The organism is Bacteroides ihuae, from assembly GCF_900104585.1.
In the GTDB taxonomy this organism is placed as follows: domain Bacteria; phylum Bacteroidota; class Bacteroidia; order Bacteroidales; family Bacteroidaceae; genus Bacteroides; species Bacteroides ihuae.
Genome location: NZ_FNVX01000005.1, coordinates 1007977 through 1024629, shown reverse-complemented (window position 1 = coordinate 1024629; position 16653 = coordinate 1007977). Strand labels below are relative to the sequence as shown.

Genomic DNA, 16653 nt, shown 5'->3' with positions numbered 1-16653 from the left:
TCTAGTTTAATGTTTAATTGAGTTTTCAATTCTACTAATAACATCGATAGTAGTAGAGTAAACCTTATCCATTGCCTGACTTTCATCACCAGGTGCATAGCGAGCAAATTCGCATTCATCCAATGTAGATAAGAAGGCTTTAATTAATTCTTCGTCAACACCATAGTTTTTCAAAGCTTCTTCTACATTCTCTTTAGATAAAAGAGATGCAGGAATATTTAATTTATCACTTATATATCCCCATAATGCTTTTAAAACTTCGTCATAAAAAGCTTCTTTTTTATTTTCTTCAAGGAGTTTCCCTGCACGTTTCATTCGTTTTGAAGCAACTTTATTCGCTTTCTTCGTGCGCAGTTTAATAATATTTGAGTTTTCTGCAATTTGCTTTCGACCAATGATAAACATAATCACAAATACTATTATCGGAATAATATAAAATAGCCAATAGATAATTGAATCAAACATATAGCTATCTCTAGGTTGCAGATTAACCTCACCTAATTTAATATAGCGTATATCTTCTCCTAAAACCTTCAAATCTTCCTTATTAGTAAAATTGGCAATGACCTGATCAGCATTCCCTGCTCCTTTTGTTACATTAATGTCATATTCCTCCGTTTTGAGAGTTTTATAAGATTTTGTTTTAATATCAAAATAGGAAAATTCTACAGCCGGGATTTTGAAATTTCCAGGATCTCTTGGTATAGCAAGATATTCTATGATTTTGCTACCAGAAAGTCCTTCTTTAGTTAATCGAACTTTATTGTCTACTTTTGGATCGTATAGCTCAATATTTTCAGGGAATTTAATTTTAGGATTATCTATTAACTTCAAATTACCTATGCCTGAAATAACTAATTTAACCGTAATAGCATCATTCGTTTTTACATTTTTACTATTGATGGAAGAAGTTATATTAAAATTTCCGACTCCACCGGAGAAACCAGCAGGCTTGCCAGCTGGTAATGGGTTTACATTAATGGTTATTCTAGGAGTAATAATACTTTTTTTCAATTCAACATAATTACTTCCACCATTAAAGAAAGCATCAAAAGGGTCAGCCGACTGTACTGCTTTGGCAATTGAAGCATCAAAACGAGCTGACTCAATAACTAATTTTCCCGATTGTTGAGGAAACAGGACGAATTGGCGGTATACAGTTGTGTGATAGTTTTTCCCGTTGAAATTTTCTAATTCCCACTTCGGGTTGCTGGGTAATTCTACTTCTTGAGAATGGAATCCTTTAAAATCAGGTAATTTTACATTAGAGAAGCTTCTTAAATCAAGTACTGTGTAGATTTTAAATGTCAATAAAAAAGCTTCTTGTTCGTATAAATTGGTTTTACTCGCAGTTGCGGTAATAAATAAATCTTTAGTAGACACACTGGACGAAGAAGAAGATTGGCTAACTGATGAACTTTGCCTGCTACTCGTATTAGCACCGCTAGCGGATTTTTCAGTAGGCAGCACTTTTATTTTTAATGAATTAGACAACATTTGATTTCCATCAGCTACAATCGTTGCACCAGCAATCGAATAATGGCCTTCAGTAGTAGCCATCAATATATAAGTGAACGTAATGCTACTTGCAGATGATACATTGCCATTAATGATTTGTGTGCTACTTTGTTGCGAACGGCTCGGACCCATTAATACATCAAAGCCTTTTATAGATGGAGCGCGAAAGTCTCTCACATTTTGTGTAGTCACGGTGTAGGATAGCCTGAATTGGTCTCCTACAGCCACTGCATCAGGTGCAGAAGCTGTGAAGGTTACTTTGCCATCAGCATAAATGTTATTTATCGTAAACAGTGCTACTAATAAGAAAATTAGTCTTCTCATTTCTTCTGAAATTAAATCATCAATTAGTTAATTATTACCAGTCTTTTTCTAGACGACCGCCTTGTATTACCTGTTGCTTTTTCACTTTATCCTGCACACCTTTTTCATCTTGCATCACAGAATTCAGCAATTGTTCAGCATTTTCTTTAGACATCTTATTGTCTCGTTTTTCAGGTTTAGATTGCTCTTGCTTATCTTTTTGTTTTTGATTTTTTTCTTTATCCTGATCTTGCTTTTGCTTGTCTTTGTCCTTGTTTTTATTTTTATCGTCTTTATCTTGTTTTTGCTGTTGTTGTTGATCTTTGAGTAGTTTCTGCGCAAGAGCTAGATTATATCGAGTTTCATTATCCGTTGGATTATTTTTCAAAGACATCTTAAAAACATCTACAGCTTGTTTATAGTCTTTTGTAGCAAGAAATAAAACTCCTGCATTGTGATAAATATGCGCAAGCTTCATCTTATTCTTTTCTATTTTTGCTGCTGCAGTATATTGCTCTACAGCTTCCTTGGCCTTCTTTTGCTGAGATAATGTGTTTCCTAAATTATACATGGAGACTGTCGAATTAGGATTGACCTCCAATGCTTTTCTATAATTTACTTCTGCATCAACAAATACACTATCATTAAAAAAACGATTTCCTCTGCGAATATAATCTCGCTCAGCTTTTTGAGCTAGCATGCTGGTGGCGCCAAGCTGAAATAAAAGAAATATGATATATCTATATTTTAGTGTCATATTGGAGTTAATTTATTTAGAAAACAATCGGAAATTTTTAAATAATGGATTCTTTCGCTCTAAGATTAACATTTCTACTAAAAGTAGTAAGAGGATCATCCAAGCTATTGCTTGAAACTGTTCATCAAACTGGGTGTAGACTTTACTATCGACATCTGCTTTAGCCATTTTATTGATCTCTTGATTTATTGCTTTCTGAGCGGAATTTGTATTGTCAACGCGAACAAAAATGCCATTTCCTTCTTTCGCTATCTCCCTACACATATTCTCATTTAATTTAGTAACAATAACATTTCCGTCTCTATCTCGTCTAAAATCATTTGTTCCTTCTACAGGAATAGGTGATCCATCTGTCGATCCTACTCCTAATACATGCACTTGTATACCTTTATCAACAGCCGACTTTACAGCCTCTGTGGCTCCTCCTTCATGGTTTTCTCCATCAGTAATGACAATAATAGCACGTCCTACTCCTTCTTGAGGGGTAAAGCTACGAGTAGCCAGATTAATAGCTGCTGCAATAGCTGTTCCTTGTTTTGTTATCAAAGATGGGCTGATAGACTCTAAAAACATCTTGGCTGAGATATAATCACTTGTAATAGGCAACTGAGTGAAAGCATCTCCTGCAAAAACAATCATGCCAACTTTATCATTTTCTAACTCATCGACTAGTCTGGAAACTACTTGCTTGGCCTTTTCTAAGCGACTAGGTTGAATGTCTTGAGCTAACATTGAATTTGATATATCAAGTGCAATCATGATCTCAACTCCACTACGTTTCACCGTTTCAAGTTTAGAACCAAATTGTGGACGAGCAAGTAGCGCTGTAAATAAGCCTAGGCTAGCAAATATTAACCAAAACTTTATATTCGGTCTATGCTTTGAAACATCTGGCATTAATTGTGCTAAAAGCTCGGGATCCCCAAATTTCCGTATTGACTTCTTTCTCTTGTAATTTGAATAAATATAAAAAGCCGCCAACAAAGGCAGTAATAGCAATAAATACAAGTATGTAGGGTCTTCAAATCGAAACATCTTCTCTAATTTTATGATTGATTATCATCAATTTTAATTTAATTATCAGGTTGTTAGCTGATATATTAAGGTATCTTCTTTAATAGCGAGTTACGCAATAAAACCTCTATGAATATACAGATAAATGCCGCAAGGGCAAACCACTGATATTCTTCTTTGCGTTTGCTATACTCTTTAACATTCAGTTTTGTTTTTTCCAACTTATCAATCTCACCATAAACTTCCTTCAACTTTGAATTACTTGTGGCACGAAAATAGTTTCCATCGGTTGTTCCAGCTATTTGAGACAGCGTTTTTTCATCTATTTCTACAGGAGTATTTATATATTGTATAGTTCCTCCCACAGAAACAGGATAAGGAGCCATCCCATTAGTTCCTACCCCAATGGTATATACTCTAATGCCAAAGCTCTTTGCTATATCAGCAGCGGTCAGGGGGGATATATCTCCTTTATTGTTTGTTCCATCAGTAAGAAGAATAATTACTTTAGATTTAGCTTTACTGTCTTTTAGTCTAGACACAGCATTAGCAATACCCATTCCTACTGCTGTCCCGTCCTCTATAATTCCACATTTTATACTTTGAAAAAGATTAAGCAAAACAGCATGATCAACGGTGAGTGGACATTGAGTAAAACTCTCACCGGCAAAAAGAGTTATTCCGATGTTATCATTCGGACGACCATTAATGAACTCTGCAGCCACATCTTTTGCAGCTTCTAACCTATTTGGTTTAAGATCTTCAGCCAACATACTTGTTGATATATCTATAGCCAACATAATATCAATTCCCTCTATCTCACTACTTTGCCAATTATTGGTTGTCTGAGGTCTTGCTAAGATAACTATAACCAAAATTAAAGATATTATACGTAAAACAAAGGGAGCATGCAATAAGTATATCTTATAATTCTTGCGAGTATGAGCATATACTCTGGCATCAGAAATTTGAAGTGTAGCTTCATTGTTCTTTCGCTTCAATATATACCATACTATATAAGGTATAAGCAGTAACAATAAAAATAAATATTCAATATTAGCAAAAATCATTTTTATATACGGTTTAACTTATTAACAATCTAATTTCGTACACTAAGCAAAAAGGTCATATAACTGGATCGAAATATAAACAAACGTGCTAATTATGGTAGCAGAAAAAATAATGATGCCACAAATTAATAAAATTTTGGTACGCAAAGATCGCTTTTCAACAACCGTTATCTCTGTAGGTTGGGGTTTTGCGTTCTCTTCTTCCGAAGTTTTGGTATTGTTTATAAAATCAATTGCATTTATAAGATTAGCATCATTCTCATTCATCTCCGGATTATGCTTGGCAAATTTCACCAAGTCAGCAGTTTCGAAAAGCAATTTCAAATCACTAATATCTTCAGTTTTGTTTATTTCAATCAATTGTTCTATAATCTCTTCAGACGTCATTTCCAATGCGTTGAAATAAAAACGATCTTTGATATAAGCGCGAATAGTATCAGTGAGTTCTGTATAATATTCTTTAGATCTTCCCTTTTGCCAAACTTTCTCATTTTTAATACGGTCAATTTCCTTCATTGCTTGTTGATGCGGAGGAAGTTTGGGCTCAATTTTGATTCTGCGAATGATTGGTTTATTGTCACGTAGTCTGATAATGAAATAAATAAGAAGAGCCAGTAGAGGTAATGATAGAAACGAACACGCTATCAATCCCCACCAATCTCCCCATTCAAAAGGCGCTTTCATTAATGCTTTCTGCCCAAAAAAGTGCTCAGGATGTAATGTATCTACAGGTATAGAGTAAACTTTTAGTGCTAGGGCTTTTGATTGATATGTTTTATTATCCACTCTTATCATAAAAGGAGGAAGATAATAAAGAGCAGAATCAAAAGAGGTAACTGTATATTCTTGCGTAATAAGTAAACGTTGCCTATTGTTTAAATATTGAGTATCTGGCTTTGCTGTTTCAATAATTTCGACACCTTTCACCAAAGTATCAGAAAATAAAGGGAAAAAAGCTTTTTGTTTGGCGTCCATGGCAACCTGTAACTTTATTTTAGCCTGTTCTCCTATCAGAATTTGCAAAGAATCAATTTGGGCATCCACAGTTACCGATTGTGCCACAATTTTGCCTAATACACAAAACAGAAATACGATAAAAAATATATTTCTCCTCATTGTTTTATTATTTTCGTTTCGCAAAAAGATTCAATAATGCTCTAACATAGTCTTGGTCAGTTCGCACCGATACTGAATCGACATTGCTCTTAGTGAAAACTTCATTCAAATTGGCTTGTTTATTTAACCACCAGTCATGATGAGTTTTTCTTAAAGAAGCAGATGAAGTATCAATCCATTGCTCATGTCCTGTTTCTGCATCTTTGACTTTCATTAATCCAATTGCAGGCAATTCCGCCACTCTCTTATCATATACTTGTATTGCAACAACATCATGTTTTCGATTGGCAATGGTCATTGAATTCTGAAAGTTTTCTTGGTCTATAAAATCGGATATAACAAACGCAGTGCATCTTCTTTTCATCACGTTAGTTAAATGCTCCATACCTAAACGTATGTTAGTACGGCGACTTTGAGCTTGAAAATCAATCAACTCACGAATAATATACAATATATGCTTTCTACCTTTTTTTGGAGGTATAAATTTCTCTATTCTATCCGAAAAGAAAATTACTCCAATTTTATCATTGTTTTGAATAGCAGAGAAAGCAATAGTAGCAGCAATTTCAGTCACCATATCTTTCTTGAGCTGTTTTATAGTGCCAAACTCCAGACTACCAGATACATCAATCATCAACATAACAGTCAATTCTCGTTCTTCTTCAAAAACTTTTATGAATGGTTTGCTGAAGCGTGCTGTTACATTCCAGTCAATGTCACGAATGTCATCTCCAAATTGATATTCACGCACCTCGGAGAAAGCCATACCTCTACCTTTAAATGCAGAATGGTATTGGCCTGCAAAAATGTTATTTGATAATCCTCGCGTCTTTATTTCTATCCGACGGACTTTCTTTAATAATTCAGTCGTTTCCATTTCTTTTTGTTTAATTGTTAAGCATGATGCTAAATCATCGTATAGCAATCAAGCTATTCAAATACCAAACAATTAAAACATCAAGGTACCTCTATTTTATTTAGGATTTTGCTTATAATCTCATCAGAGGTCACATTGCTTGCTTCGGCTTCATATGTCAAGCCAATACGGTGACGAAGAACATCATGAGCTACCGAACGAATATCTTCAGGAATAACATATCCACGACGTTTGATAAAGGCATATGCACGAGAAGCTAATGCCAAATTAATAGAAGCACGTGGTGATCCTCCAAAAGCTATTAAACCTTTCAAGTCTTTTAAATCATATTTTTCGGGGTAACGAGTGGCGAACACAATATCAACGATATAGCGTTCTATCTTCTCGTCCAAATATACTTGACGCACTACTTTGCGGGCTTCCAGAACCTCTTCTGCTTTAAGTATTGCTTTTACCTCAAGTTTGTTTTCACCAATATTTTGCCTGATAATTAATTTTTCTTCTTCAATTTTAGGATAATCAATAACTACTTTTAGCATAAAACGGTCTACCTGAGCTTCTGGTAATGGATATGTGCCTTCTTGTTCAATCGGATTTTGAGTAGCCAAAACCAAAAAAGGATGGGGTAATTTAAATGTTTCGGTACCAATTGTAACTTGACGTTCCTGCATGGACTCTAACAAAGCACTTTGCACTTTAGCCGGAGCACGGTTTATTTCATCTGCAAGAACAAAGTTTGCAAAGACAGGTCCTTTCTTCACCTGAAACGTTTCATCTTTCTGACTGTAAACCATCGTACCTATAACGTCAGCAGGTAGTAAGTCAGGCGTGAATTGTACCCTGCTATATTTTGCATCAATAAGAGAAGCAAGTGTCTTGATTGCTAAAGTTTTAGCCAAGCCGGGCACACCTTCTAGAAGTACATGTCCGTCGGAGAGTAATCCTATTAACAATGATTCGACCAAATGTTTCTGTCCTACGATAATTTGGTCCATGCCCATTGTAAGATTCGTAACGAAAGCACTTTGTCTTTCAATCCGCTCATTTAGCTCGCGGATATCAATTGATTCAGCCATAAATACTATTGTTTTATTGTTTAATGTCTTCTTAATAAAAATGATTTCAAAAGTACAGTATATAATTAACCATTACAACTAATTTTTATTAAAAAACCATGCAAAACGTTTAGATTAAGTTGCTTTAATACGGTTTAGCGTTTTTATAACTTAAGATAGCACTTTGAACAAGGTTCATTTGATTCTCTTTAGTTCTTCAATATAAAAAAGAGAAAGCCGATAAAGCCAATAAAGAATGGCACTATCCATAATTCTGTGTAAACTATGTTCGGGTTCGAGCTTTAGTCGAGTGCTAAAGTTCGATTCTGTTTTCAAAGATAACTAAAAATTGATTCATAACCACACCCCAATTTCTTATAGGCATCGTCCATTTCTTTTCAATCTCACTAATAGCCAACCAAACGGACTTTCTGAGGGCATCGTCAGTAGGAAATGATAATTTTGTTTTGGTATATTTCCGTATCTTGCCATTCAGATTTTCGATTAAATTGGTTGTATAAATGATAGTACGTATCTCTATGGGAAAATCAAAGAAAGCAGTCAGATCGTTCCAGTTGCGATGCCAACTTTGTACGGCATGACGATATTTAGCACCCCATTTTCGCTCAAATTCTTCCAATGCGATGGCTGCTTGGTCTCGATTGACGGAGGTATAAATCTCTTTCATATCAGCCGTAAACTCTTTTAAATCCTTCCATACAACATATCTACATGAATTACGTATTTGATGTACCACACATATTTGAGTTGTGGATTGGGGAAATACAGCACGTATGGTTTCGGTAAAGCCATTTAGGTTGTCAGTTACCGTTATAAGTATATCCTCCACACCACGTGCTTTGAGATCCGTTAGAACAGACATCCAAAAAGAAGAACTTTCAGTCTTCCCGATCCACATACCAAGAACTTCTTTGTAGCCACGGTTATTAAGCCCCACACATAGATAAACAGTCTTGTTTATCACTTTCCCAGATTCTCTAACCTTGAATACGATGCCATCCATCCAAACAACCATATATAATCGTTCTAGCGGGCGATTCTGCCATTCAATTGCAGCCTGAGTGACTTTATTGGTAATGATTGATATTGCACTGGTAGAGAGGTTTATTTGATAAATGTCTCGTAACTCATCCTCAATATCAGATACGCTCATTCCCTTTGCATAAAGAGAGATAACCAGGCGTTCTATAGATAAACCACGACTTTGATGTTTGGGAACTACAATAGGTTCAAACTCTCCTTTGCGATCACGAGGAACTTCGATTAGATGCTCACCATGCTCGCTCTGAATCTTCTTGCTAAAGCTTCCATTGCGAGAGTTACCACTGTTATAACCATCAGTACTATGCTTGTCATAACCTAAATGGGCATCCATCTCACCCTGAAGCATTTGTTCCAATACTTGAGAATGAAGATCTTTGAGAAACTGACTAACATCTTCCTCTGTCTTGAATTGACTCAAGAACTCTTTACTGAGCATCTCGGCAGGAACTGCCTGGCGCTTTTCTCGTTTTGACATAACACTATCCATATTTTTATTTTTAAAGATAAAAAAAATAACTCGAATCTAAAGACCCGAGCTAGAGTTTACACAATATATTGGATAGTGCCATAAGAATTGGTATACCGGCTTTTTTAGGCTACGAAAGAACTCATTTCTTCTTTAACTCGGGTATTTTGAGCACTGTCCCATAAGGAACTTTATTAGGATTTTTAATTGTGCTACGATTATGCTTTACTATATATGGCCACATCTTTTTTGTTCCATAGAATCGCAAGGATACCTTTGTTAAAGTTTCACCTTCTTGTAATGTATATATGGTTTTAGTACCTACTATTATATAATTAACTGAGTCTGGAATAATTGGCTCTGCCTGCTTCGCAGAGCTGTGATCCGTTTTTACTTTATTGTAGGGAATTTTATTACCTTCTAAGGGATCCTTTTGAGGTAGGGTAGCAACAGCCTCCTTTATTGAATCTCTATTGATCTCTAATTTACGCTTATTTGAAACATTATTAATGAAAGTGTCAACAGGCACTTCTATAGTATTTACTTTTGCATCTAAATCAGGTGTTGTAGAAGCTTTTTGTATATCATCTGAGAATAAACCATTGTACAAATCAGGATAATACATATATAGGACGGAAGCTACACATACGATAGCAATTGCAATAGCAGTGCTTATGATATAAGAAACAGGGGATTGTTTCTTCGTTTTTTTTTCGAAGGAAGTTATTTTCGAAGAAGTATTTTTTTCAGATACCTCCTTATACTCTGCATCCGCTTTGCGTATTTCTAAGGCTATAATATCTTCAACAGATAAGTGCTTTCCCTCTGAAGATATAACGGGGTTCACCTCCTTTTGCTTTAGGTTTTCTTTTCTCTCCTCTGTTTCCGTTTTTTCCTCTAACGGCACTTGTTTTTCAATTTCCATTATTGACTCTACCTTCTTGGGAATAGCAATTTCTGCTTCCATAGTATTGCTAATCAATATTTCAGGTGATTGTTCAGATGCATCTGAAAATTTCGTGCTATTATCATCTACATCTTCTTCTGAACTATTTATTAAAGTATCTTCTAAAACAGTATTATCGCTTAATACCACTGTTTCAAAATGAGAAAATGGCTTATTTATTGCATCGCGTAACGAGGCTTCAGGAACAAAAGAAATTTTTGTATGACCCTGAATTTCAAACCTCTCTCCTGTATTTACATTTACGCTTTCCCGACTTTCTACATCTATTAGTTTAAAAGTACCCAGTCCCTTTATTTTTAGATATTTATCATTTTCTAAGGTCTGTTCAATCAAAAGAAAGAACTCTTTGACGAAAAGTTCAGTATCTTTTTTATTCATGTTTCGCTTCTCTGCCAACAGATCAATAAGGCTCTGCATATTCAATTTCTCATTCATCGTGCAAAATCCTATTTAATTTTATCTTTTAATAATACACTGGGTCTATAAGTCAAAACAAGCTTTGGAGGAACAAGCATGCGTTGTCTTGTGGTTGGATTTATTGATATACGCTCTGATTTTTTTCTAACTTCAAAAGTGCCAAATCCTTGTATAGTCAAAGAATTCCCCTCCTGTAAGTTCTGAGTTAACTCAGATAAGAAGGAAGTCATCTGGTCAGAAGTCTCTTTTATAGTACATCCAAGCCTTTTTGCCAATTCCGAAGTAAATTCTTTATTATTCAATATTTGGTTCTTTAAGAAGTGCGACGCTATATTACTAATTATTAATTATATACACAAATTATATCCGAAAATATTTAAAGAATCTTTGCGTAGAGATCAAAATCGTCAGAATCGACTATTTGAACCTCATAAAACTTTCCGGTTGACAAAATACCTTCAGAACACTTGATCAAAACTTCAGGATCAACTTCGGGTGAGTCAAACTCTGAACGTCCAATGTAATAATCGCCCTCAATCCGGTCAATAATTACTTTCATCTTTTGTCCAATCTTTAATGCACTCAGTTCAGATGAAATACCCTGTTGAATATTCATAAGTTCATCAAGACGTGCTTGCTTTACTTCGTACGGTATTGAGTCCTCGTAATTTTCAGCTGAATAAGTACCTTCTTCTTCCGAGTAGGCAAAAGCTCCCATACGGTCAAAACGAGCTAGGCGAACGAATTCTTTCAACTCTTCAAAATCTTCATCAGATTCTCCCGGATGACCAACCATTAGAGTCGTGCGCAAATGAATGCCGGGAACCTCTTTGCGAAATTGTTCTATAAGATGATAAGTTTCTTCTTTTGTCACATGGCGATTCATCTGAGTCAACATATTATCGCTAATATGCTGTAGGGCAATATCCAGATATTTACAGACATTACTACGTTCCCTCATTACTCGAAGCAGATCAGTAGGGAAGTGTGCAGGATAAGCATAATGCAACCGAATCCATTCTACTCCAGGTTCGTCAGCAATTCTCTCAATTAGCTCAGCAATCATTTGTTTCTTATACAAATCAACGCCATAATAAGTCAGTTCCTGAGCTATAATCTGAAATTCCTTCACGCCCTGAGAAATAAGGAACCTAACTTCCTCTAATATCTTCTCTATTGGGAGTGAAATGTGACGTCCTGTAATAATTGGGATAGCACAATACGAACATTTTCGGTCACATCCCTCTGATATTTTTAAATAGGCATAATGTTTAGGAGTCGTTAAGGTACGCTCAATATTATATTCTTCATGATATGCTTTACCTAAATCATGCAATAACTCCTTCCAATTAAACTTTCCATAAAATTTATCCACTTGGGGAATTTCGGTGGCAAGTTCTTTTAGATAACGTTCAGATAAGCAGCCCATTACAAAGAGCTTTTTTAAGCTTCCCTGTTCTTTAGCTTGTGCAAATTCCAATATCATATTAATAGATTCTTCTTTTGCATCTCCAATGAACCCACATGTGTTAATAACAGCTATATCACCTTTGGGAGTTTCTGAATCGTGAGTAACATCAAATCCGGATCCTTTAAGTTGGCGCATGAGTTGCTCTGAGTCTACTAGATTTTTTGAGCAACCCAAAGTAATTATATCAATTGTTTTTCTTTTCATTCATTTCCTCCAAATAACGAATCAACAAATTCTTTCTTTCTGAAGACTTGCAAATCTTCTATTCCTTCCCCTAAACCGATATACCTTACCGGAATTTTAAATTGATCCGAGATGCCGATGACTACTCCCCCCTTTGCTGTACCATCGAGTTTGGTGATAGCCATCGCTGTCACTTCAGTAGCCAAAGTAAATTGCTTTGCTTGTTCAAAAGCATTTTGTCCAGTAGATCCGTCAAGCACTAAGAGTACTTCATTGGGGGTATCCTCCACGACCTTCTTCATCACATTTTTAATCTTGGTCAGCTCATTCATTAACCCGACTTTATTATGTAATCGTCCGGCAGTATCAATAATCACCACATCTGCATTATTTGTCACAGCTGAGCTAAGTGTGTCATAAGCTACAGACGCAGGATCAGCACCCATTTTTTGTTTAATCACAGGTACTCCTACTCTGTCGCCCCAAATAACCAATTGTTCAACTGCAGCAGCGCGAAACGTGTCTGCCGCACCAAGATATACTGATTTACCAGACTTCTTTAGTTGATATGCTAGCTTACCAATAGTTGTTGTTTTACCAACGCCATTTACCCCTACAACCATAATGACGTAGGGTTTCTTTCCACTAGGTATATTGAAATCATCTACATCATCCGAATTATTTTCAGTTAATAGCGCAGCTACTTCTTCTCGCAGAATCACTTTTAGCTCTTGTGCATTTATATATTTATCAGCGGCGACTCTTTTTTCTATTCGTTTGATAATCTTTAGAGTCGTTTCCACTCCCACATCAGAAGTGATAAGGATTTCTTCCAGATTATCAAGTACTTCGTCATCCACTTTAGATTTTCCAGCTACAGCTCGAGCTATCTTGCTAAAGACGGTTTCCTTTGTTTTGGACAATCCCTTATCTAAAGTATCCTTCTTTTCTTTTGAAAAAATTTTTAAAAATCCCATGATACTATTTATTTGCGTATATATTATGCTACAAAGATATAATAAGTACTGAAAAGTAAAAAATGAAAAATGAAAAATTATCCAACTCGATGATCTTAGAGTCAAAGAAACGTGTTTATACAAAAAGTTCCCTCCATTAATAATGGGGGGAACTTTTTGATAGCTACTTATTAACTTAGATCGTAACTATTATTTTTTGAAAAAGTCCTGAACCTTTTCGTTTGGTACCATTTGTTCATCAAATGTATAAGCTCCTGTTTTTGGAGACTTTACCATTTTGATAACTTTAGTATAAGAACGCCCTTCTTTGGTTCCTTCGTGCAAGCTTGCTACTGTTTTCTTTGCCATGGGTTATTATATTCTTATTTAATTTCTTTATGAACTGTTACTTTCTTTAAAATTGGATTGTATTTCTTCAATTCAATTCTTTCAGTTGTATTCTTTCTGTTTTTCGTTGTAATGTAACGAGATGTTCCCGGCATGCCACTTTCTTTATGTTCAGTGCATTCAAGAATCACCTGTATTCTGTTACCTTTTGCTTTTTTTGCCATTAGTCAGTTTCTCCTTTACGTTAGCCTATTACTTTAATGCTTTTCCAATCACAATACCCATTAGTTACTGCATCGTTTAAAGCAGCATCTAATCCTTTTTTATTAATCAAGCGCAAACCAGCAGCACTAAGGCTTAAGCTGATCCAACAGTCCTGTTCTACGTAATAGAACTTCTTCTTAAACAAGTTCACATCAAAAGTTCTTTTGGTTCTCTTTTTTGAGTGTGAAACATTGTTGCCAATCATGGCTTTCTTTCCTGTAATTTGACAAATCTTCGACATTTCTATCTTATTTTTATAGTTTTTATCTATACTTCTTCCAAACAGAGCGCAAAGTAAGTACTTTTATGGATACAAAACAAGTATTTTATAAAATAATTCGCTTTTTTAAAGGGCTATTTTCTTCTTTTATTAGTTTTTGAATCAATAAAAGGGCATTATTGCAAGCTCTCTTAATGTTCAATTCTCTTCCCTTGTCTGTTTCTTGTTTCAAAGTAACAATTTTATTCTGATAAGTAGCAGCAATCCAGACTATACCAACAGGCTTGTCTATGCTCCCACCACCAGGACCGGCAATACCGGAAGTGGCCACTGCACAATCAGTTTTGAGTGCTTTCATCGCACCTTTTGCCATCTCTACAACTGTTTCCTTGCTCACTGCGCCGTGCGCATTGAGCGTTTCAGCAGATACACCAAGTAAATTCATTTTCACTTCGTTAGAGTAGGCAACTACACTTCCTTTAAAATATTCCGAACATCCGGCAATAGAAGTAAGGCGCGATGCTATAGTTCCTCCTGTGCAACTTTCGGCTGTGGCAATAGATAATCCTTTATCCTTTAATAAATTGCCGACTAAAGCTTCAATTGGAAGGTCGAATTCATCAAAAATATCTTCGCCCAAAATCTCGCTTAACTTTTCAGCTTCCTGTAAAATTACAGCATTTAAGATTTTCTTGTCTGCGCCTCTTCCTGTTAATCGTAGACGTACAATGCTTGGTTTAGGTAGATAAGCTAACTTGATGCAATCCGGTAATGCTTTTTCCCATAATTCTAATTTCTCGGCTAACACAGATTCAGGGTAATTCTTCACGGCAAACGTCTTATGAATAATCACATCCACATCAAATTTTTCGCGTAGGCGTGGAATAATCTCTTCTGTCATTACCGTTTTCATTTCTTGTGGTACACCAGGCATAGAGACCAAAATCTTTGAATCTCTTTCAAACCAACTTATTGAAGCACTACCCACTCGATTATTAATCACAAGGCAATCCTTTGGTACCAACGCTTGGCCCTTATTGAGCTTATTCATCGGAATTCTGCCCGATAATAGTCTTTTAATATTTTCGAATACCTTTTCGCTAAAGACTAATTCAGTATGAAAATACTCACATAGAGTTTGCTTGGTTATGTCATCTTTTGTTGGTCCCAGTCCACCTGTTACGAGTATGATATCTACTCTTTTCATTGCAGTATCTATCGCATCAGTTATTTCTAAGGAGCGATCTCTAACGGATGTTATCCGAACGACCTCAATCCCTATCATATTAAGTTCTCTGCCCATCCAAGCAGAATTTGTATCGATGACTTGCCCAATGAGCAATTCATCACCTATTGTGATAATTTCGGCAAACATCGTATTTATTGTAATGTAACCCGCGAATATGCAGGTAATTCTATGGAACAGAAATCCTTATCCAGATATTTTAAATATCCTGTAATCGCTATCATTGCTGCATTATCCGTTGTATAACTAAATTTTGGTATATAGACTTCCCAGCCATACTTTAGGGCATGTTCACGAAAGGCATTTCGTAGTCCATTATTGGCAGAGACTCCTCCGGCTATTGCGATTTCTTTAATGTTAGATTGCTTAGCGGCTTTTCTAAGCTTATCCATCAAGATGTCCACGATGGTAGCTTCCAGCGAAGCTGCTAAATCCATTTTATGATGTTCTATAAAATCAGGATCTTCTTTTATCCAATCCCTCAATGAATACAGAAAAGAAGTCTTTAATCCACTAAAGCTATAATTAAGCCCTGGGATATGGGGCTTACTAAATGAAAATGCTTTAGGGTTTCCTTGTCGTGCAAGCCGATCAATAATTGGTCCTCCAGGATAACCTAAGCCCATTACTTTGGAGCATTTATCAATTGCTTCACCAGCAGCATCATCAATTGTCTGGCCTAATACCTCCATCTCATTGTAAGCTTTCACCAAAATAATTTGCGAATTCCCTCCTGACACCAATAAGCATAAAAATGGAAAGGTTGGTTGCTTAGTCATTTCATTTTCTTCTTTAATAAAATGAGCTAAGACATGAGCATTCAAGTGATTAACATCTATCAATGGGATATTCAAAGAACGAGCAAAGCCTTTAGCAAAGGAAACACCTACCAACAAAGACCCCATTAATCCCGGACCACGCGTAAAGGCAACCGCACTTAGTTCTTCTTTGGATACTCCCGCTCGCTTCAATGCTTCGTGCACCACAGGTACAATATTTTGTTGATGAGCGCGTGAAGCTAACTCTGGCACTACACCACCATAAGATTCGTGAATAGCCTGACTAGCAACAACATTTGATAAAAGGAGCCCATCTCTAATTACTGCAGCAGAAGTATCATCACATGATGATTCTATTCCTAATATAATAACAGACATATGTTTTTTTTAATGTTTAACGCTACAAAAGTAATGATAAAACTAGGATTCCTAACTTTATATTTTATATTTTTGTTGGCTAAAAAAACAACTGTCTATCAAAACGCTAAGAATAACAGTACGTTGGGTGCTCGGCATCGTACTTGGAGTATATATAGGAGCTATTGTTGCGTTGAATATACC

The 16653-nt window shown here is 35.8% G+C and carries 17 protein-coding genes; all 17 read right to left on the bottom strand.

The genetic code is table 11. The features are described 5' to 3' along the window. Window positions 1-6: 6 nt before the first annotated feature. The 17 genes from BQ5338_RS09670 to tsaD all read right to left on the bottom strand — a co-directional run bounded on the left by BQ5338_RS09670 (window position 7) and on the right by tsaD (window position 16470). Window positions 7-1842 (bottom strand): BatD family protein, encoded by a 1836-nt coding sequence (locus BQ5338_RS09670; protein WP_071146581.1) that lies wholly within the window; start codon window positions 1840-1842, stop codon window positions 7-9. A gap of 34 nt (window positions 1843-1876) precedes the next feature. Continuing rightward, window positions 1877-2578 (bottom strand): tetratricopeptide repeat protein, encoded by a 702-nt coding sequence (locus BQ5338_RS09665; protein WP_071146580.1) that lies wholly within the window; start codon window positions 2576-2578, stop codon window positions 1877-1879. 12 nt (window positions 2579-2590) lie between these two features. Next, window positions 2591-3613 (bottom strand): vWA domain-containing protein, encoded by a 1023-nt coding sequence (locus tag BQ5338_RS09660; RefSeq protein WP_071146579.1) that lies wholly within the window; start codon window positions 3611-3613, stop codon window positions 2591-2593. Between the two features lie 65 nt (window positions 3614-3678). Beyond that, complete coding sequence (locus BQ5338_RS09655) at window positions 3679-4662, bottom strand: vWA domain-containing protein (protein ID WP_071146578.1); 984 nt, start codon at window positions 4660-4662, stop codon at window positions 3679-3681. A 42-nt stretch (window positions 4663-4704) separates the two neighbouring features. Next, complete coding sequence (locus BQ5338_RS09650) at window positions 4705-5778, bottom strand: BatD family protein (protein WP_071146577.1); 1074 nt, start codon at window positions 5776-5778, stop codon at window positions 4705-4707. Window positions 5779-5785: 7 nt separating this feature from the next. Further along, window positions 5786-6655, bottom strand: coding sequence for a DUF58 domain-containing protein (locus tag BQ5338_RS09645; RefSeq protein WP_071146576.1), 870 nt, complete (start codon window positions 6653-6655; stop codon window positions 5786-5788). 80 nt (window positions 6656-6735) lie between these two features. After that, window positions 6736-7731: an AAA family ATPase gene (locus BQ5338_RS09640; RefSeq protein ID WP_071146575.1), complete on the bottom strand. Its 996-nt coding sequence runs from the start codon at window positions 7729-7731 to the stop codon at window positions 6736-6738. A gap of 292 nt (window positions 7732-8023) precedes the next feature. Next, window positions 8024-9211, bottom strand: a complete 1188-nt coding sequence (locus BQ5338_RS09635; protein ID WP_205409934.1) for an IS256 family transposase — start codon at window positions 9209-9211, stop codon at window positions 8024-8026. A 172-nt stretch (window positions 9212-9383) separates the two neighbouring features. Then, complete coding sequence (locus tag BQ5338_RS09630) at window positions 9384-10643, bottom strand: HU family DNA-binding protein (RefSeq protein WP_071146574.1); 1260 nt, start codon at window positions 10641-10643, stop codon at window positions 9384-9386. Between the two features lie 11 nt (window positions 10644-10654). Continuing rightward, on the bottom strand, window positions 10655-10927 hold the full coding sequence (locus tag BQ5338_RS09625) for an HU family DNA-binding protein (RefSeq protein ID WP_071146573.1): 273 nt from the start codon (window positions 10925-10927) through the stop codon (window positions 10655-10657). Between the two features lie 74 nt (window positions 10928-11001). After that, window positions 11002-12300, bottom strand: coding sequence for a 30S ribosomal protein S12 methylthiotransferase RimO (rimO, locus tag BQ5338_RS09620; protein WP_071146572.1), 1299 nt, complete (start codon window positions 12298-12300; stop codon window positions 11002-11004). Next, window positions 12297-13256, bottom strand: a complete 960-nt coding sequence (ftsY, locus tag BQ5338_RS09615; protein ID WP_071146571.1) for a signal recognition particle-docking protein FtsY — start codon at window positions 13254-13256, stop codon at window positions 12297-12299. Before ftsY ends, rimO begins: the two co-directional genes overlap by 4 nt. Window positions 13257-13445: 189 nt before the next feature. Next, on the bottom strand, window positions 13446-13604 hold the full coding sequence (locus tag BQ5338_RS16515; protein ID WP_078063444.1) for a DUF4295 domain-containing protein: 159 nt from the start codon (window positions 13602-13604) through the stop codon (window positions 13446-13448). A gap of 14 nt (window positions 13605-13618) precedes the next feature. Then, window positions 13619-13807, bottom strand: a complete 189-nt coding sequence (rpmG, locus tag BQ5338_RS09610) for a 50S ribosomal protein L33 (protein WP_071146570.1) — start codon at window positions 13805-13807, stop codon at window positions 13619-13621. Between the two features lie 20 nt (window positions 13808-13827). Next, window positions 13828-14088 carry a 50S ribosomal protein L28 gene (rpmB, locus tag BQ5338_RS09605; RefSeq protein ID WP_071146569.1) on the bottom strand — a complete coding sequence of 87 codons (261 nt, stop codon included), beginning with the start codon at window positions 14086-14088 and terminating at the stop codon, window positions 13828-13830. A gap of 85 nt (window positions 14089-14173) precedes the next feature. Beyond that, entirely contained in the window at window positions 14174-15442 is a 1269-nt protein-coding gene (locus tag BQ5338_RS09600; protein ID WP_071146568.1) for a CinA family nicotinamide mononucleotide deamidase-related protein, read from the bottom strand. A 5-nt stretch (window positions 15443-15447) separates the two neighbouring features. Further along, window positions 15448-16470 (bottom strand): tRNA (adenosine(37)-N6)-threonylcarbamoyltransferase complex transferase subunit TsaD, encoded by a 1023-nt coding sequence (gene tsaD, locus BQ5338_RS09595; protein WP_071146567.1) that lies wholly within the window; start codon window positions 16468-16470, stop codon window positions 15448-15450. Window positions 16471-16653 lie beyond the last annotated feature (183 nt).